Source organism: Cellulomonas pakistanensis (assembly GCF_016862755.1).
Classification (GTDB): domain Bacteria; phylum Actinomycetota; class Actinomycetes; order Actinomycetales; family Cellulomonadaceae; genus Cellulomonas; species Cellulomonas pakistanensis.
On sequence record NZ_BONO01000006.1, the window covers coordinates 142,000 to 160,230 of the forward strand.

General features: G+C 74.4%; 12 protein-coding genes and 1 pseudogene. 7 read left to right on the top strand and 6 right to left on the bottom strand.

The genetic code is table 11. The features are described from left to right. Positions 1–52 precede the first annotated feature (52 nt). The 5 genes from Cpa01nite_RS05980 to Cpa01nite_RS06000 all read left to right on the top strand — a co-directional run bounded on the left by Cpa01nite_RS05980 (position 53) and on the right by Cpa01nite_RS06000 (position 4,709). Entirely contained in the window at positions 53–673 is a 621-nt protein-coding gene (locus Cpa01nite_RS05980; protein WP_147796218.1) for an ATP-dependent Clp protease proteolytic subunit, read from the top strand. 40 nt (positions 674–713) lie between these two features. Then, the gene (locus Cpa01nite_RS05985) at positions 714–1,424 is read left to right on the top strand and encodes an ATP-dependent Clp protease proteolytic subunit (protein ID WP_203667823.1); all 711 of its coding nucleotides are present in this window, start codon (positions 714–716) and stop codon (positions 1,422–1,424) included. Between the two features lie 259 nt (positions 1,425–1,683). Continuing rightward, complete coding sequence (gene clpX, locus Cpa01nite_RS05990) at positions 1,684–2,970, top strand: ATP-dependent Clp protease ATP-binding subunit ClpX (protein WP_203667824.1); 1,287 nt, start codon at positions 1,684–1,686, stop codon at positions 2,968–2,970. A gap of 31 nt (positions 2,971–3,001) precedes the next feature. Next, positions 3,002–3,352: a chorismate mutase gene (locus Cpa01nite_RS05995; protein WP_203667825.1), complete on the top strand. Its 351-nt coding sequence runs from the start codon at positions 3,002–3,004 to the stop codon at positions 3,350–3,352. Positions 3,353–3,506: 154 nt separating this feature from the next. Then, positions 3,507–4,709: a baeRF2 domain-containing protein gene (locus Cpa01nite_RS06000; RefSeq protein ID WP_203667826.1), complete on the top strand. Its 1,203-nt coding sequence runs from the start codon at positions 3,507–3,509 to the stop codon at positions 4,707–4,709. A 93-nt stretch (positions 4,710–4,802) separates the two neighbouring features. On the opposite strand, the gene Cpa01nite_RS06005 is transcribed toward Cpa01nite_RS06000, so the two are convergent. The 5 genes from Cpa01nite_RS06005 to valS all read right to left on the bottom strand — a co-directional run bounded on the left by Cpa01nite_RS06005 (position 4,803) and on the right by valS (position 12,281). Next, the gene (locus Cpa01nite_RS06005; RefSeq protein ID WP_203667827.1) at positions 4,803–6,617 is read right to left on the bottom strand and encodes an AMP-dependent synthetase/ligase; all 1,815 of its coding nucleotides are present in this window, start codon (positions 6,615–6,617) and stop codon (positions 4,803–4,805) included. Between the two features lie 186 nt (positions 6,618–6,803). Then, positions 6,804–7,589: an amino acid ABC transporter ATP-binding protein gene (locus Cpa01nite_RS06010; RefSeq protein WP_203667828.1), complete on the bottom strand. Its 786-nt coding sequence runs from the start codon at positions 7,587–7,589 to the stop codon at positions 6,804–6,806. After that, the gene (locus Cpa01nite_RS06015; protein WP_373307338.1) at positions 7,586–8,395 is read right to left on the bottom strand and encodes an amino acid ABC transporter permease; all 810 of its coding nucleotides are present in this window, start codon (positions 8,393–8,395) and stop codon (positions 7,586–7,588) included. Before Cpa01nite_RS06015 ends, Cpa01nite_RS06010 begins: the two co-directional genes overlap by 4 nt. 37 nt (positions 8,396–8,432) lie before the next feature. Further along, entirely contained in the window at positions 8,433–9,257 is an 825-nt protein-coding gene (locus Cpa01nite_RS06020) for a transporter substrate-binding domain-containing protein (RefSeq protein ID WP_203667830.1), read from the bottom strand. Between the two features lie 321 nt (positions 9,258–9,578). Next, positions 9,579–12,281 carry a valine--tRNA ligase gene (gene valS / locus Cpa01nite_RS06025; RefSeq protein WP_203667831.1) on the bottom strand — a complete coding sequence of 901 codons (2,703 nt, stop codon included), beginning with the start codon at positions 12,279–12,281 and terminating at the stop codon, positions 9,579–9,581. Positions 12,282–12,463: 182 nt separating this feature from the next. Between valS and Cpa01nite_RS06030 the strand changes: the two genes are divergently transcribed. Both Cpa01nite_RS06030 and Cpa01nite_RS06035 read left to right on the top strand, forming a co-directional pair. Beyond that, the gene (locus tag Cpa01nite_RS06030) at positions 12,464–16,369 is read left to right on the top strand and encodes a Pls/PosA family non-ribosomal peptide synthetase (protein WP_203667832.1); all 3,906 of its coding nucleotides are present in this window, start codon (positions 12,464–12,466) and stop codon (positions 16,367–16,369) included. After that, positions 16,366–17,730 (top strand): M1 family metallopeptidase, encoded by a 1,365-nt coding sequence (locus Cpa01nite_RS06035; protein ID WP_203667833.1) that lies wholly within the window; start codon positions 16,366–16,368, stop codon positions 17,728–17,730. Before Cpa01nite_RS06030 ends, Cpa01nite_RS06035 begins: the two co-directional genes overlap by 4 nt. A 38-nt stretch (positions 17,731–17,768) precedes the next feature. Here the strand turns inward: Cpa01nite_RS06035 and Cpa01nite_RS06040 are convergent. Then, a pseudogene (locus Cpa01nite_RS06040) lies at positions 17,769–18,231 on the bottom strand (hypothetical protein); the annotation flags it as partial.

An 18,231-nucleotide genomic window follows, 5' to 3' on the forward strand; every position in this document is an offset into this window, starting at 1 on the left:
GCCGGGCGTTAGGGTCGCTGACAAGCAACCAGTCCTGATCGAGGGAGCGTTCGTGAACGACCAGACGCCGGCCATCGCCCGGGCAGAGTCCGGGGGACTCGGCCTCAACGACTCCATCTACAACCGGCTCCTCAAGGAGCGGATCATCTGGCTGGGGTCGGAGGTCCGGGACGAGAACGCGAACGCCATCTGCGCCCAGATGATGCTGCTCGCCGCGGAGGACCCGGACAAGGACATCTTCCTGTACATCAACTCGCCCGGTGGCTCCATCACCGCGGGCATGGCGATCTACGACACCATGCAGTACATCCAGCCCGACGTCGCCACCGTGGCGATGGGCATGGCGGCCTCGATGGGGCAGTTCCTGCTCTCCTCGGGTGCCAAGGGCAAGCGCTACGCCACCCCGCACGCCCGCGTGATGATGCACCAGCCCTCCGGCGGCATCGGCGGCACGGCCACCGACGTGCGCATCAACGCCCAGCTGATCCTGCACATGAAGACGGTGCTGGCCGAGCTGATCGCCGAGCAGACCGGCAAGTCGGTCGAGCAGATCACGGCGGACTCGGACCGCGACCGCTGGTTCACCGCCCCCGAGGCCCTCGAGTACGGGTTCGTCGACAAGGTCGTCACCCACGCCGGCGCCGTCACCGGCGGCGGCGGCACCGCGGCCTGACCGACCTCGCCGACCACTTCAGACCTCGTAAGGAGAACTCGTGAGCACCGAGTCGCAGTTCATCGCCCGCGCCGGGCGCCTCGCCGGCGGCTGGGGCGGCACCGCCGGGTCCGTCGCGACCTCGCCGTCGTCCCGCTACGTGCTGCCCCAGTTCGAGGAGCGCACCGCCTACGGCTTCAAGCGGCAGGACCCGTACACCAAGCTGTTCGAGGACCGGATCATCTTCCTCGGCGTGCAGGTGGACGACGCCTCCGCGGACGACATCATGGCCCAGCTGCTGGTCCTGGAGTCGACCGACCCCGACGGCATCATCACGCTCTACATCAACTCGCCCGGTGGCTCGTTCACCGCGCTGACCGCGATCTACGACACGATGCAGTACATCAAGCCGCAGATCCAGACGGTGTGCCTGGGCCAGGCGGCCTCGGCCGCGGCGGTCCTGCTGGCCGCCGGCACCCCGGGCAAGCGCCTCGCGCTGCCGAACGCCCGCGTGCTGATCCACCAGCCCGCGATGGAGGGCGGCGGCTACGCCCAGGCGTCCGACATCGAGATCCACGCCAACGAGCTGATCCGGATGCGCGAGTGGCTCGAGGAGACCATCGCGCACCACACCGGCCAGCCGCTGGACAAGGTCCGCCAGGACATCGAGCGCGACAAGATCCTCACCGCCAAGCAGGCGCACGAGTACGGGATCGTCGACCAGGTGCTCGAGAGCCGCAAGGGCGCGATCGCGACCCGCGTCGAGCCGTGACCGACCCCGGGGGCCGCTGAGGCCCCCGGACGAGCGACCCGCCCGCCCCTCCCGACCGCCAGCGCGCGGCCGCGGAGGGGCGGGCGGACCGCCGCCGGACGGGCGAACCCGCCCGACACGCCCGGCGCCCGGTGCGTGGCGGGCTGACACCGGGCCCGCGGTGGTGTGCAATGGACCGATGGGCGGACGGCTGCGGCCGGCCCGCCCGGGAGCGCAGTGACTCGCGACCGACCGGTCGCACCGAGGGAAGGGGACGCACGTGGCTCGCATCGGGGACGGCGCGGACCTTCTCAAGTGCTCGTTCTGCGGGAAGTCGCAGAAGCAGGTGAAGAAGCTCATCGCGGGGCCCGGGGTCTACATCTGCGACGAGTGCATCGAGCTCTGCAACGAGATCATGGAGGAGGAGCGGGCGGAGGCCACCGAGATCGGCATGGTCGAGCTGCCCAAGCCGAAGGAGATCTTCGCGTTCCTCGAGCAGTACATCGTCGGCCAGGAGCCCGCCAAGCGGTCGCTCGCGGTCGCGGTCTACAACCACTACAAGCGCATCCAGGCGGGCGAGGCGACCCCCACGGTCGGCACCGTCCAGGCCGAGGACTCGGTCGAGATCGCGAAGTCCAACATCCTGCTGATCGGCCCCACCGGCTGCGGCAAGACGTACCTCGCGCAGACCCTGGCGCGGATGCTCAACGTCCCGTTCGCGATCGCGGACGCCACGGCCCTCACGGAGGCGGGCTACGTCGGCGAGGACGTCGAGAACATCCTGCTCAAGCTCATCCAGGCCGCCGACTTCGACGTGAAGAAGGCCGAGACCGGGATCATCTACATCGACGAGATCGACAAGATCGCCCGCAAGAGCGAGAACCCGTCGATCACGCGCGACGTCTCCGGCGAGGGCGTGCAGCAGGCGCTGCTCAAGATCATCGAGGGCACGACCGCCTCGGTGCCCCCGCAGGGCGGGCGCAAGCACCCGCACCAGGAGTTCATCCAGATCGACACGACGAACGTGCTGTTCATCGTGGCCGGCGCCTTCGCCGGGCTGGACGAGATCATCACGAGCCGGTCGGGCCGCAAGGGCATCGGCTTCGGCGCCCCGCTGCACAGCGCGGACGACAAGGACGTCTACGGCGACGTCATGCCGGAGGACCTGCTGAAGTTCGGGCTCATCCCCGAGTTCATCGGCCGCGTCCCGGTCATCACCACGGTGTCGCCGCTCGACCAGGGCGCGCTCGTGCGGATCCTCACCGAGCCGCGCAACGCCCTCGTCAAGCAGTACCAGCGGATGTTCGAGATCGACGGCGTCGAGCTCGAGTTCACGCAGGACGCGGTCGAGGCCATCGCGGACCAGGCGCTGCTGCGCGGCACCGGCGCGCGCGGCCTGCGGGCGATCATGGAGGAGGTACTCCAGCAGGTGATGTTCGAGGTGCCGAGCCGGGACGACGTCGAGCGCGTCGTCGTGAATCGCGGCGTGGTGCTGGAGAACGTCAACCCGACGCTCGTCCCGCGGCAGGCGCCCGCCAAGCGCACGCCTCGCGAGAAGAGCGCCTGAGCCCCCCGTCGCGCCCCCTACGATCGGGGGCGTGACGACTCCTCCCGCCGGCCTCCCGCCCGAGCTCGCCCGCCTGCGCGGCAGCATCGACAACATCGACGCCGCGCTGGTGCACCTGCTCGCGGAGCGGTTCAAGGCGACCCAGCAGGTCGGCGTGCTCAAGGCACGCCTCGGCCTGCCCGCGTCCGACCCGGGCCGCGAGGCGCGCCAGGTGGCCCGGCTGCGCGACCTCGCGCACCAGGCCGACCTCGACCCCGTGTTCGCCGAGAAGTTCCTCGCGTTCATCGTCGAGGAGGTCATCCGGCACCACGAGGAGATCGCCGCCGGCCCCGACGGGCAGCGCGCCCCGGCGACGGCGTCGGACGACCCGGTCACCGACTGACCCGGGCGCGGGCGGGGCGGACCCGAAAACCCTCCGGGGTGGCGGACGGCGCCGGCCTGTCAGAGGGTGGGAGAGGTCAGGACCGGTCGGTCGGTGCGGCCCGGACGACGCTGCGCCGGCACGACCCACGCAACCGGACCCTCGGAGGTCGCTCGTGGAACTGCACTGGCTCAAGCCCCTGCTCGGACGTCCCGCCCCGTTCGTGACGATCCATCTCGACGCCACCCGCGCTGACGCGTCGGGCGACGAGGAGGTCGCCGGCCGGTGGCGGGCCCTGCGCCGGGAGCTCGAGCGATCGGGGGCGTCGGCGACGGTGCTGGACGAGATCGAGGAGCGGGTGACCCGGCCGACCGGTGTCGCCGGCCCGCACGGGCGCGTGGTCGTCGCGGACGCCGAGGGCGTCGTGCTGGACCGCGTGCTCAAGGAGGCGCCCGCGCAGTCGACCGCGCACCTGGACGACGTGCCGGTGCTGCTGCCCGCCGTGCGCGCCGCGGACCAGGCCACGCGGTTCCTGCTGGTCGAGGTCGACCGCCAGGGCGCGGACCTCACGTGGTCCGACGGCTCCGGTCTGCGGACCGCGCAGAAGGAGTCCGTCGAGGGCGACCACGACGAGCTCCGCAAGGTGAAGGAGACGGGCGACGGCTGGCGGGCCCGGCGGGTGCAGATGCGCGCCGAGGACTCCTGGGAGCGCAACGCGGAGACCGTCGCCGCGGAGCTCGACAAGCAGGTGGTCGAGAAGAAGCCCGAGGTCGTGCTGGTCACCGGTGACGTCCGCGCGGTCTCGCTGCTCTGCCACGCGGTGGCGCCGCGCACCAAGGACCTCGTGGTCGAGGTGCCGGGCGGCTCGCGCGCGGACGGCGTGAAGCAGGACGTGTTCCACCAGCGCGTGGCCGAGGCGCTCGAGGCGTTCCGGCAGCGCCGCCGCCAGGACGCGATCGACCGGTACCGCGAGGAGCTCGGCCGTGGGGGAGCGGCGGTCACGTCGGTCGACGACGTCGTGACCGTCCTGCAGCGCGGGCAGGTCCGCGAGCTGCTCCTGCACGAGGACGTCACGCTGCCGGGCTCGGCGCTCGGCGACCGGCACCTGTGGGTGGGCCCGGACCCGCTGCAGATCGCGTCGAGCCAGGACGACCTCGCGGGCATCGGCGTCACGGAGGGCGCTCGGAAGATGCCCGCGGACGTGGCGCTGCTGCGCGCCGCGCTCGGCCAGGACGCCGGCCTGACCATCGCGCTCGACGGCCAGGTCGAGGCGGTCGACGGCGTCGGCGCCGTGCTGCGCTACACGGACGGCTCGACGCCGAGCGAGGCCGTGCCGACGCAGTCCCAGGACCAGCGCCGGCTCCGCGACGTGGTCTGACGCCGCGCCACGGCGACGCCGACGGATGGACGACCCGGCCCGACACGCTTCGGCGTGTCGGGCCGGATCTTCCACTGGACGGGTGCGGGTGGGTCAGTGCTCCCGGGTGTCGACGTAGAGCTCCTCGACGTCGGCCGCGAAGTCCTTCAGCACCAGCGCGCGCTTCACCTTGAGGCTCGGCGTGAGGTAGCCGTTCGCCTCGGTGAAGTCGTTCTCCAGCACCCGCACCTTGCGGATCGACTCGGCGCGGGACACGGCCTCGTTGGCGCGCTCGGCGGCGCGGTCCAGCGCGGCCAGCACCTCGGGGTGCTTCGCGGCGGCGCGGACGTCCATCGGCGGCAGGCCGTGCATGGACAGCCAGCCCGGCAGCATGTCCGCGTCGAGGGTGACGAGCGCGCCGATGAACGGCCGGCCGTCCCCCACGACGACGACCTGGCTGACCAGCGGGTGGCCGCGGAACCGGTCCTCGAGCACCGCGGGTGCGACGTTCTTGCCGCCGGCGGTGACGATGAGCTCCTTCGCGCGGCCGGTGAGCCGCAGGTAGCCGTCGTCGTCCAGCGTGCCGATGTCACCGGTCGCGAACCAGCCGTCGGCGTCCAGCACCTCGGCGGTCGCCTCGGCGTTGTCGTGGTACCCGCGGAAGACGTGCGGGCCCTTCGCGTACACGTTGCCGTCGTCGTCGACCCGCAGGGCCGTGCCGGGGTACGCGGGGCCGACGGTCCCGATCTTGATCAGGCCCGGGCGGTTCACGGCGGACGGCGCGGTGGTCTCGGTGAGGCCGTAGCCCTCGAGCACCACGAGGCCGAGCCCGCGGTAGTAGTGGCCGAGCCGCTCGCCGAGCGGGGCGCCGCCGGAGATCGCGTACCGGAGGTTGCCGCCCATCGCGTCCTTGAGCTTGCGCAGCACCAGGGTGGTCGCCAGGGCGTGCGCCGCCTTGAGCTGCGCGGACGGGCCGGAGGCGGACTCGAGGGCGCGGGAGTACGTGATCGACACCTTCGCGGCCCAGCGGAACAGCTTGAGCTTCGCGCCGTGCCCGGCCTTCTGCTCGGCGGAGTTGTAGACCTTCTCGAACACCCGCGGCACGGCCAGGATGTACGTCGGCCGGAACGACGCGAAGTCGGCCAGCAGGTTGCGGGTGTCGGGGGTGTGGCCCAGCGGCGAGCCGGCCTCGATCGCGATCATCTGGATGAACCGCGCGAACACGTGCGCCAGCGGCATGAACAGCAGCGTCCGGGAGCCGGGGGTCGCGCAGACCTCGGTCAGGGCGGCGACGCCGTTGCGGGCGTTGTCCACGAAGTTGCCGTGGCTCAGCTCGACGCCCTTGGGGCGGCCGGTGGTGCCCGAGGTGTAGATGATCGTCGCCAGGTCGGCGGCGGTCGCCAGGGACCGGCGACGCTCGATCTCCGCGTCCTCCACGCCGGCGCCGTCGGCGACCAGGCCGGCGAGCCCGCCGTCGTCGATCACCACGACGTCCCGCACCGCGGGCACCGCCGCGCGCACCTGGGCCACGACCGCCGCGTGGGCGCCCGTCTCGACGACCACGAGGGAGGCGCCGGAGTTCGACAGGATCCACTCGACCTGCTCGGCGGAGGACGTCTCGTAGACCGGCACGCCGACCCCGCCGGCGAACCACACGGCGAAGTCGGTCAGCGTCCACTCGTACCGGGTGCGCGACATGATCGCGACCCGGTCGCCCGGCTCCAGGCCGCGCGCGACCAGGCCCTTGGCGAGCGCGGTGACCTCGCGCACGAACTCCGCCACGGTGACGGGCGCCCACGAGCCGCCCAGGCCGGTCGACCGCTCGAAGATCACGCTCGACGCGCCGCGGGCCAGGCGCCGCAGCAGCAGGCCGGGCACGTTGAGCGCGGGGTCGTGCGGGGCGGGCGTGTCGGCGGTGAACTCGCGCATCGGTGCTCCTGGTGCGGGGTCGGGGACCGGGCCGCAGCGCGCTGACGAGCGAGGACGTCCGGTGGGCGCCATGCTATCGGCCGCCCGCACACCCACCCGGGAGCCGGGACGACAGAACCGGGCCGCCGGGATGGTGGGATCCCGACGACCCGGTCCGGGTCGTGCGTGCGCGCGACGTCGCTCGGCTCAGGCCGCGCCGGTGTGCGTCGGGTCGAGCACCCGCTGCAGGAACGTCCGGGTGCGCGCCTCGCGGGGCGCCCCGATCACCTGGTCGGCCGGGCCGTCCTCGACGATGACCCCGCCGTCCATGAACACGACGCGGTCGCCGACGTCCCGGGCGAACGCCATCTCGTGCGTCACGACGATCATCGTCATGCCGCCGTCGGCCAGGTCCCGCATGACGCCGAGGACGTCGCCGACCAGCTCCGGGTCGAGGGCCGAGGTCGGCTCGTCGAACAGCATGAGCTGCGGGTCCATCGACAGCGCCCGGGCGATCGCGACCCGCTGCTGCTGCCCGCCGGACAGCTGCGCCGGGTGGGCGTCCGCGCGGTCCGCCAGGCCGACGCGCTCGAGGTTGGCGCGGGCGATCCGCTCCGCCTCCGCCCTGGACCGCTTGAGCACCTGGCGCTGGGCCATCGTGCAGTTCTCCAGCACGGTCTTGTGCGCGAACAGGTTGAACTGCTGGAACACCATGCCGACGTGGGTGCGGACCCGGTCGATGTCGACGTCCGGGTCGGTGACGTCGACGCCGAGCACCTCGACCTCGCCGCCGGTCGGCTCCTCCAGGAGGTTCGCGCAGCGCAGCAGCGTCGACTTGCCGGAGCCGGAGGGGCCGATCACGCAGACGACCTCGCCCGCGCGGACCTCCAGGTCGATCCCGGTGAGCACCTCGCGCTCGCCGAACGCCTTGCGCAGGCCGGCGATGCGCACGACCGGGCCGGCCGGGTCCGTGGTGGTGGGGGCGGTCGTCATGAGCGGCTCCTCGCGCCGGTGCGCTTCTCCAGGTACCGGGCGAGCTGGCCCAGGGGCAGGGTGATGAGCAGGTAGCAGGCGCCGATGAGGAACAGCGGCGTCAGGCCGCCCTGCGCGCTGTTCAGGGCGTCGCGGCCGATCTTCGTCAGGTCGTACTGGCTGACGGCGAGGCCGAGCAGGAACACCAGCGAGGTGTCCTTGGTCAGCAGGATGACCTCGTTGGTCATCGGCGGCAGCACGATCCGGAACGCCTGCGGGATGACGACCTGGCGCAGCGTGCGCCCGTGCGACATGCCGAGCGACCGGGCGGCCTCGACCTGGCCCTTCGGCACGGCCTGCAGGCCTGCGCGCAGCGTCTCGGCGATGTACGCCGCGGACACCAGGCCGAGCGCGAGCGCCGCCTTGGTCGTCACGGACGGGATGTTGACGCCGAACGCGATCGGCACGGCGTAGCCGAACGAGATCACGACGAGCAGCGCGGGGATGCCGCGGAAGAACTCGATGTAGACGACGGCGATCCACCGGTACAGCGCGACCGACGACATCCGCATCAGCGCGAGCGCCGTGCCCAGCGACAGGCCGACGGCGAACCCGGCTGCCGTGTACGTGATCGTGTTGAGGAACGCCCGCGGCAGCTGCGGGGCGATCGCGGCGATCGCGTCGGTGTTGAAGAAGTTCGTGCCGACGTTCTCCCAGTCGATCGCGAGCGCGACCGCCACCACGGCGACGACGAGCAGCGCGTACTGGGCCAGGCGGAAGGCCCGCGCGCGCTTGCGCGGGCTCCACCGGCGCCGGGACGCGGGCAGCGTCCCGGGCGCCGGTGCGGACGACGTGGTCGTCACGTCAGCCGTCCGACGGGCTCGGGGACGCCGACGCGGTCTCCGAGGTCATCGGGGCGGTGCCGATGTACTGGGTGTACAGGTCGTCGTAGGTGCCGTCCTCGCGGATCCGCTCGAGCGTGGCGTTGACCTGGTCGAGCAGCGCGGTGTTGCCCTGCTTCACGCCCAGGCCGTACTGCTCGCCGGTCGAGAAGTTGGCGCTGACCTCGAAGCCCTCGGAGACGTACGGGCCGAGCACCGCGATGTCGTTGACGACCGCGTCGACCTGGCCGGTCTTGAGCGCCTGGATCTGCAGGCCCAGGTCCTCGAACTGCACGGTCTGCAGGCCGTTGTCCGTGGCCCAGGTCTCGCCGGTGGTCGCCTGCTGGACGCCGATCGTCGCGCCCTCGAGCGCCTCGACGCTGTCGAGGTCGGAGCCCTCCGGGACCAGCAGGCCCTGGTCGGCGTCGAAGTACGGGTCGGAGAAGTCGATCTTCTCCTGGCGCTCCGGCGTGATGGTGATGCCCGAGGCCACGATGTCGCAGTTGTTCGTGTTGAGGTCCGCGCCGGACTGGATGCCCTCGAACGGGGTCACCTTGGTGGTGAGCGTGACGCCGAGGTCGGTGGCGACCTCGTTGACGATCGCGATGTCGAGGCCGACGACCTCACCGTCCTCCTCGTACTCGAACGGCTCGTACGGCGGGTTGGTGCAGACGGTGAGGGTGCCGTCGGTGACGAGCTGGACCCCGCCCTCGGACGCGGCGGTGTCGTCGCCGCTGCCGCCGCAGGCGGCGAGCAGGAGGGCCGCGGTGACGGCGGCGGGGAGGGCGACGAGGGTGCGGGTGCGCATGGGTGACTCCTGGTGGGGGATGACCGGCCGCAAGACTATACATTCGCGACGATACGTATGCATAACCAGTCCCGGTGGGGACGAGGGTCCCAGCCTGCCACGCCCCCGCGCGCCCGCACGGCGCGGCTCCGGCTGCGCCGAGACCCACTGATCCGGCCGAGACCCACGCCCGGGCGCGGGGGTCTCGCGCGAATCAGTGGGTCTCGGCGGGCGCGCGGGTGCACGAGGGCGCACGGAGTGCACGAGACACGTCGAGGGTGCCCTCGGTGAGGGCACCCTCGACGTGTCTCGTGCACCTGCGCGGCGTCGGCCGCGCGGGCGTCAGGCCTTCTGCTTCGGCTCCGGGGGGAGGAGCTCGGCGTCGCGGGCGACGACCGTCGCGTCCGGGGCGTCCGGCACCTCGACCACGTCGAGGTCGCCCGTGGCGCGGCCCGCGGCGCGGACGTCGCCCAGCGCCACCTGGACGCCGGCGAGCAGCGCGGCCGGCACCTCCAGGCGGGCCCGGAGGATCTCGGTCCGCATGGAGACCTTGGCCTCGGACTTCAGCTTGCGGAGCGCGGCCAGGGCCGAGCCCGCCGCGGCGACCACGGCGTAGTCACCGTCGCCGGCGGCGGCCCGCAGCGGCTCGGCGTCCGGCCACGGCGCGCGGTGCACCGAGCCCTCGCGCCACCAGGACCAGACCTCCTCGGTGGCGAACGGCAGCACCGGGGCGAACAGCCGCAGCAGCACGTCCAGCGCGAGGTTGAGCGCGGCGCGCGCCGACGCCGTCTCGGCCGTCACGTCCGCGTCGGCCGCACCGGCGCCGTACGCCCGGTCCTTGACCAGCTCGAGGTAGTCGTCGCAGAACGTCCAGAAGAACGTCTCGGTCAGCTCGAGCGCGCGGGTGTGGTCGTACGCCTCCAGGGCGGCGGTGGCCTTCTCCACGACGTCGGCCAGGCCGGCGAGCATGGCGCGGTCCAGCGGCACCGTGACCAGGGCCGGGTCGAGCGCCGCGGCGCCCTGCTCGGCGGAGCCGAACCCGAGCGCGAACTTCGACGCGTTGAGCACCTTGATCGCGAGGCGGCGGCCGATCTTCATCTGGCCGACCTCGAACGCCGCGTCGGTGCCGAGCCGCGCGGACGCCGCCCAGTACCGGACCGCGTCCGAGCCGTGCTCCTCGAGCAGGCCCATCGGCGTGACGACGTTGCCCTTCGACTTCGACATCTTCTTGCGGTCGGGGTCGAGGATCCAGCCGGAGATCGCCGCGTCCTTCCACGGCAGGCTGCCGTGCTCCAGGTGCGAGCGGACGACGGTCGAGAACAGCCAGGTGCGGATGATGTCCTGGCCCTGGGGGCGCAGGTCCATCGGGAACACCCGCTCGAACAGGTCGGGGTCCGTGCGCCAGCCGCCCGCGATCTGCGGGGACAGCGACGAGGTCGCCCAGGTGTCCATGATGTCCGGGTCGCCGACGAAGCCGCCCGCGACGCCGCGCTGCTCGGCGGTGTAGCCGGCGGGCACGTCGGAGGAGGGGTCGACCGGCAGCTGGTCCTCGGTCGGCAGGATCGGGTGGTCGTGGTCGACCTCGCCGGCCTCGGTCACCGGGTACCAGACCGGGAACGGCACGCCGAAGAACCGCTGGCGGGAGACGAGCCAGTCGCCGTTCAGACCGCCGACCCAGTTCTCGTACCGCACCCGCATGAAGTCGGGGTGGAAGCCGAGCTCGGCGCCGCGGGCGAGCAGCTGCTCGCGGAGCTCGGCGTCGCGGCCGCCGTTGCGGATGTACCACTGGCGCGAGGTGACGATCTCGAGCGGCTTGTCGCCCTTCTCGAAGAAGTTCGCCTTGCGCTGGGTCGCCTGCGGCTCGCCGTCCAGGTCGCCCGACTCGCGCAGCCCGGCCACGACCGCCTCGCGCGCGGAGAACGTCGTCTTGCCGGCGAGCTCGCCGTACAGCGCGCGGCCGGCCTCGTTCGCGATCCAGTCCGGGGTGTCCCGCACCAGGCGGCCGTCGCGGCCGATCACCGAGCGGGTCGGCAGCTGCAGCTCGCGCCACCACTGCACGTCGGTCAGGTCGCCGAAGGTGCAGCACATCGCGATGCCCGCGCCCTTGTCCGGCTCGGCGGCCGGGTGCGCGAGCACCGGGACCTCGACGCCGAACAGCGGGCTGGTCACCGTCGTGCCGAACAGGTCCTGGTACCGCTCGTCGTCGGGGTGCGCGATGAGCGCGACGCAGGCGGGCAGCAGCTCGGGGCGGGTGGTCTCGATGTGGACCGGCTCGCCGCCGGCGCGGTGGAAGGCGACCTTGTGGAACGCGCCCGGGTAGTCGCGCGCCTCGAGCTCGGCCTGCGCCACGGCGGTCTGGAACGTCACGTCCCACAGGCCCGGGGCCTCGGCCTGGTACGCCTCGCCGCGGGCGAGGTTGCGCAGGAACGCCTGCTGCGCGACGGCGCGCGCCTCGGCGGAGATGGTCTGGTACGTCATGCCCCAGTCGACGGACAGGCCCAGCCGGCGCCACAGCGCCTCGAACTGCTGCTCGTCCTCGACGGTCAGGCGCTCGCACAGCTCGACGAAGTTGCGCCGGCTGATCGGCACCTGGTCGGCGGCCTTGACGCTCTTGCCCTCGCCGCCCACGTGCGGCGGGGTGAAGTCGGGGTCGTACGGCAGCGACGGGTCGCAGCGCACGCCGAAGTAGTTCTGCACGCGGCGCTCGGTGGGCAGGCCGTTGTCGTCCCAGCCCATCGGGTAGAACACCTCGGCGCCGCGCATCCGGCGGTACCGGGCGACGACGTCGGTGTGCGTGTAGGAGAACACGTGGCCCACGTGCAGCGAGCCGGAGACGGTGGGCGGCGGGGTGTCGATGGAGTACACCTGCTCGCGGGTCTTCGACCGGTCGAACGTGTACGTGCCCTGCTCGGTCCACGCGCCGTCCCAGCGGTCCTCGACGCCGTCGAGCGACACCCGGTCCGGTACCTCGCGCACCGCGCGTACGGCCGCGGCGGCGGTCGTCGGGGGTGCGGCGGGCGTGGCGGCGGGGGACAGGTCGGTCATGGTCACACATCTTCCCAGATGTCCGCCGGTCTCCCGACGCGGCGGCCGGTGGCCGGGACGCGAACGCCGGGTGACGCGTCGGTGAACCGGCCTGGCCCGTCGCGCCGGTCGCGGGCAGGCTGTGTCACAGTGCCCGTCGGCCGCCCGGGACGTGGTGCGGCCGACGGGCGGGAGGATCACGGGTGGGCGAACCGGACGGGCTGCTGCGGTCGGGGCTCGCGGCGGCGCCGCGGACCCTGGCGGACGTGCTGGCGGCGACGGTCGCGGCGCACGGGGACGCGCCGGCGGTGGACGACGGCACCACCGTGCTGACGTACGCGGAGCTGGACGCGGTGGTGCGCACCGCCGCCCGCGCGCTGCAGGCGGAGGGCATCGGCCCCGGGTCGCGGGTGGGCGTCCGGGTGCCGTCGGGCACCGCGGAGCTCTACACGGCGATCCTGGCGGTGCTCGCCGCGGGCGCCGCGTACGTGCCGGTCGACGTCGACGACCCCGACGAGCGGGCGCGGACCGTGTTCGCCGAGGCGGCGGTCGACCGGGTGCTGGCCGAGGGCGACCTGCCGGCGCTGGTGGCGGCGGGTCGGCGGCGCGGTGGCGGCGCGGGAGCCGGCGACGTGCGCGGGCCCGGGCTCGCCGACGACGCCTGGATCATCTTCACGTCGGGCTCGACGGGCGCCCCCAAGGGCGTGGCCGTGACCCACCGGTCGGCGGCCGCGTTCGTCGACGCCGAGGCGCGGCTGTTCCTGCAGGACCGCCCGCTGGGCCCGGGCGACCGCGTGCTCGCCGGACTGTCGGTCGCGTTCGACGCGAGCTGCGAGGAGATGTGGCTCGCCTGGGCGCACGGCGCCTGCCTGGTGCCGGCGCCGCGGGCGCTGGTCCGCACCGGCATGGACCTCGGTCCCTGGCTCGTCGCGCAGGGCATCACGGTCATCTCGACGGTGCCGACGCTCGCGGGCCTCTGGCGGCCCGAGGAGCTGGCCGGCGTGCGGCTGCTGATCTTCGGCGGCGAGGCGTGCCCGCCCGAGCTCGCGGCGCGGCTCGTCACGCCGGCCCGCGAGGTCTGGAACACCTACGGCCCGACCGAGGCGACCGTCGTGGCCTGCGCCGCGAAGATGACCGGGGAGGGGCCGGTGCGGATCGGCCTCGCGCTGGACGGCTGGGACCTCGCGGTCGTCGGCGAGGACGGCACGCCGGTCGCCGAGGGCGAGACCGGCGAGCTCATCATCGGCGGCGTCGGCCTGGCGCGGTACCTCGACCCGGCCAAGGACGCCTCGACGTACGCGCCGGCGCCCGGCCTCGGCTGGGACCGGGCCTACCGCAGCGGTGACGTCGTGCGGCTGGACCGCGCGGGGCTGCTGTTCGTCGGGCGCGCGGACGACCAGGTGAAGATCGGCGGGCGCCGGATCGAGCTGGGCGAGGTCGAGGCGGCGCTCGGCGCGCTGCCCGACGTCGCCGGCGCGGCCGCCGCCGTGCGGCGCACGCCCGCGGGGACCGCGGTGCTCGCCGGGTACCTGGTGCCGGCCGAGGGGACGACGCTCGACCTCGGGGACGCCCGGGCCCGGCTGCGGGAGGTGCTGCCGGCCGCGCTGGTGCCGCTGCTCGGCGTCGTCGACGCGCTGCCGACCCGCGGGTCGGGCAAGGTCGACCGGGACGCGCTGCCGTGGCCGCTGCCGGGCGCGGGGGCGACGGCCGCCGCGGGGTCCGGGGGCGCGGCGTCCGGCGCCGCCGCCGGGCTCACGCCCACCGCCGCCTGGGTCGCCGAGCGGTGGACCGCGGCGCTCGGCGCGCCGGTCTCCGGCCCCGACGACGACTTCTTCGCGGCCGGCGGCGGCAGCCTCGTGGCGGCGCAGCTGGTGTCCGCGCTGCGTGAGCGGTTCGGCACCGTGACCGTCGCGGACGTGTACGAGTACCCGCGCCTCGGCGACCTCGCGAGACGGCTGGAGGAGCTGGAGCCGGCGGCGCCCGCCTCCGAGCGGGTCGTCCGGCCGACGCCGGTGCGCGCGCAGGTGCTGCAGACGCTGCTCGGCGTGCCGCTCGCGGCGCTGGTCGGCCTCCGGTGGCTGACGTGGCTGCTGGCCGCCGAGCAGCTGCTCGCGGTCACGGGCCTGGTGCCGTGGCTGACGCCCGTCGCGGGGTCGTGGTGGTGGCTCGCGCTCGGCTGGCTGCTGCTGATCAGCCCGCTCGGCCGGATGGGGACGACCGTCCTGGTCGCGCGCGCCCTGCTGCGCGGGCTGCGGCCCGGGCAGTACCCGCGCGGCGGATCGGTGCACCTGCGGCTGTGGTTCGTCGAGAGCTGGGCCGCCGCCGCGGGCGCCGAGAACCTGTCCGCCGCGCCGTGGACCGCCGCGTACGCACGGGCGCTCGGCGCGACGGTCGGTGCGGACGTCGACCTGCACACCCCGCCGCCGGTGACCGGTCTCCTCACGCTCGGCGACCGGTGCGCCGTCGAGCCGGAGGTCGACCTGCGCGGGCACTGGCTCGACGGCGACGTGCTGCACGTCGGCCGGATCCGGATCGACAAGCGGGCCACGGTCGGCACCCGCAGCACGGTCGCGCCGGGCGTGCGGATCGGGCAGGGCGCGCAGGTCGCGGCGGGCTCCGCGGTGCTGTCGTCGGTCGCCCCGGGCGAGCTGTGGGCCGGGTCGCCCGCCGCGTTCGTCGGCCCCGCCGCGGAGGCCTGGCCCGGGCGCCGGGCACCGCGTGGCCGCCGGTGGGTGGCCGTCTACGGCGCGACCGCCGCCGTGCTGGCGGCGCTGCCGGTGGTGGCGGCGACCGCCGGGCTGCTCGTCGTGGCCGCCGGCGTGCGGGACGCGGGGTCGTGGGGCGGCGCGTGGGACGACGCGCTGCGGGCCGTGCCGCTCGCCGCGCTGACGTCGTTCGCGGTGCTGGCGGTCGCCACGCTCGTCGGCGTGCGTCTGCTGGCCCGCGGGGTCGTCGAGGGGCACCACCCGGTGCGCAGCCGGGTCGGCTGGCAGATCTGGGCGACCCAGCGGCTGATGGACGACGCGCGCGGCACGCTCTACCCGCTGTACGCGAGCACGCTGACGCCGCTGTGGCTGCGGGCGCTGGGTGCGCGGATCGGCAGGGACGTGGAGGCGTCGACGGTGCTGATGCTCCCGTCGCTCACCACGGTGGGCAGCGGGGCGTTCCTCGCCGACGACACCCTGATCGGGTCCTACGAGCTGGGGCGCGGCTGGCTGCGCGTCGAGCGGGCGAAGGTCGGCAAGTTCGCGTTCCTCGGCAACTCCGGGATGATCGCGCCCGGCCGGGCGGTGCCGAAGCGCGGGCTGGTCGCCGTGCTGTCCGGCGCGCCCGAGCGGGCCAAGCCGGGCACGTCCTGGCTCGGCTCGCCGCCGGAGCCGCTGCGCCGCACGCCGGGCGACGCGGACACGTCGCGCACGTTCGACCCGCCGGCGCGGCTGCGCGTCGCCCGGGTGCTGGTGGAGGTGTGCCGGCTGGTGGCCGTCGTGATCGCGTACGGGATCGGCGTCGGGGTGCTGCTCGTGCTCGGAGAGGTCGCGCACGCCGACGGCCTGGGCGCGGCGGCGCTGTGGTCGCTGGTCGTCGTGCTGGGCGCGGCCGGCGTCGCGTGCGCGGTGTCCGTGGTCGCGAAGTGGGCGCTCGTGGGCCGGATCCGCGCCGGGGAGCACCCGCTGTGGAGCGGGTTCATCTGGCGCAACGAGCTCGCCGACGCCTTCCTGGAGGTCGTCGCCGTGCCGTGGCTCGGCCCGGCGACGACGGGCACGCCGGCGATGAACCTGTGGCTGCGTGCCCTCGGCTCGCGGCTCGGCCGGGGCGTCTGGTGCGAGACGTACTGGCTGCCCGAGGCCGACCTCGTCACGCTCGGCGACGGCGCCACGGTGAACCGCGGGTGCGTGCTCCAGACGCATCTGTTCCATGATCGGGTGATGAGCATCGACACCGTCCGACTGGACGACGGCGCGAGCATCGGCCCGCACGGCGTGGTCCTGCCCGCCGCCGGGCTCGGCGCGGGCGCCTCCGTGGGACCCGCCTCCCTCGTGCTGCGCGGCGAGTCCATCCCCGCGGGCAGCCGCTGGACCGGCAACCCGGTCGCGCCGGTGACCGCGTGAGCGCGGCGCCCGGTCCTGCGGAGGCGCCGGACCCGTACCTGCCCGACCGGGTGCCGGGCGGGCTGCACGTCACCCGGTACGAGCTCGAGCTCGACTACCGGGTCGCGACCAACCGGCTCGACGCCGTCGCCCGCGTGCACGCGGTGGCGGCCGGCGACCTGGAGCGGCTGTCGCTCGACCTGGTGGGCCTCAAGGTGTCGCGCGTGCTCGTCGACGGCCACCGGCCCGCGCGGTTCGCGCAGCGGGACGGCCGGCTCGAGGTGCGGCTCGCCCGCCCGGTCGCGGCGGGCGGCGCGCTCGTCGTCGAGGTGCAGTACGCGGGGCAGCCGGGGCCGCGGCGCGGCCCCTGGGGCGAGGTCGGCTGGGAGGAGCTCACGGACGGCGTGATCGTCGCGGGGCAGCCCGACGGGGCGCCGTCCTGGTTCCCGTGCGACGACCGGCCGGGCGCGAAGGCCGCGTACCGGATCGTCGTCACGACCGAGGCCGGCTACGAGGTGGTCTGCAACGGACGGCTCGTGTCGCGCCGGGCGCGGTCGAGCCGGGTGACGTGGGAGTTCGTCCAGGACGAGCCCACGGCGCCGTACCTCGCGACGGTGCAGGTCGGCCGGTACGAACGCACGGCGCTCGCGGACGGGCCGGTGCCGCAGGACGTCGTCGCGCCGCCGCGGCTGCGCGCGCAGCAGGCGCACGACTTCGCGCGGCAGCCGGCGATGGTGGAGCTGTTCGTCGACCGGTTCGGGCCGTACCCGTTCCCCCGGTACGACGTGGTGGTCACCGACGACCCGCTGGAGATCCCGCTCGAGGCGCACGGGCTGTCCGTGTTCGGCGCCAACCACGTCGACGGGCACCGCGGCACCGAGCGCCTCGTCGCGCACGAGCTCGCGCACCAGTGGTTCGGCAACAGCCTCACCGCGGCGACCTGGCGCGACATCTGGCTGCACGAGGGCTTCGCCGCGTACGCCGAGTGGCTGTGGGAGGAGCACGCCGGCGGCCGGTCCGCCGACGCGATCGCCCGCACCGCGCGCACCCGGCTCGCGGCCCTGCCTCAGGACCTCGTGATCGGCGACCCCGGCCGCGAGTCGATGTTCGACGACCGGCTGTACAAGCGCGGCGCGCTCACCCTGCACGCGCTGCGGATCAGCCTCGGGGACGACGACTTCTTCGGCGTGCTCCGGGAGTGGACCGCGCGGTACCGGCACGGCTCGGTGACGACGGAGCTGTTCGCGGCGTGCGTCGCCGAGGTGTCCGGCCGCGACGTCGGGCGTCTGCTGCACCAGTGGCTCGCGGAGCCCGCGCTGCCGGCGCTGCCGGCGGCACCGCGGGGACGGGTCGCGCGGGCGGTGGACCGGCTGCTGGGCTGAGCGGCTCGGGCGGCCGAGCGCCGGGACCGGCCCGGCGGTCAGCCGGCGTGCCGGGCGAGGTCGACGGCGCGGTGGTCGACCCGCGGGCCGGTACCGACCGGCACGAGCGCGGCGAGCGCGCCGACGTGGGTCGCGCCCGGTTCCCGCGCGCCGAGGTCGAGGTCGGTCAGCCACCAGCGCAGGCCCGGGGCGGCGTCGAGCGCCGGCCGGGCCGCGGGGTCGACGACGAGCAGCGCCGGGCGCCCGTCGTCGTCGGACACCCGCAGGGCCCGGGGGTCGACGGCGAGCCCGGTCCCGGCGGCCTTGAGCACCGCCTCGGTGCGAGTCCAGCTGCGCAGGAGCCCGTGTGGCCCGGCGGCGGGCGGCTCCCCGGGCGCGAGCACGACGTGGCCGAGGCCGTCGGCGCCTGCGCGGCGTCGCCCGGCGCCGACCCCGCCCGCACCCGACGGGCGTCGCCCGGCGCCGACCCCGCCCGCACCCGACGGGGGTCGCCCGGCGCCC

What these genes read in the sequence shown, in the direction of transcription:
- valS (WP_203667831.1), bottom strand. Translation starts at nt 12,281, where the DNA reads ATGACCGACCTGTCCCCCGCCGCCACGCCCGCCGCACCCCCGACGACC.
- Cpa01nite_RS06020 (WP_203667830.1), bottom strand. Translation starts at nt 9,257, where the DNA reads ATGCGCACCCGCACCCTCGTCGCCCTCCCCGCCGCCGTCACCGCGGCC.
- Cpa01nite_RS06005 (WP_203667827.1), bottom strand. Translation starts at nt 6,617, where the DNA reads ATGCGCGAGTTCACCGCCGACACGCCCGCCCCGCACGACCCCGCGCTC.
- Cpa01nite_RS06010 (WP_203667828.1), bottom strand. Translation starts at nt 7,589, where the DNA reads ATGACGACCGCCCCCACCACCACGGACCCGGCCGGCCCGGTCGTGCGC.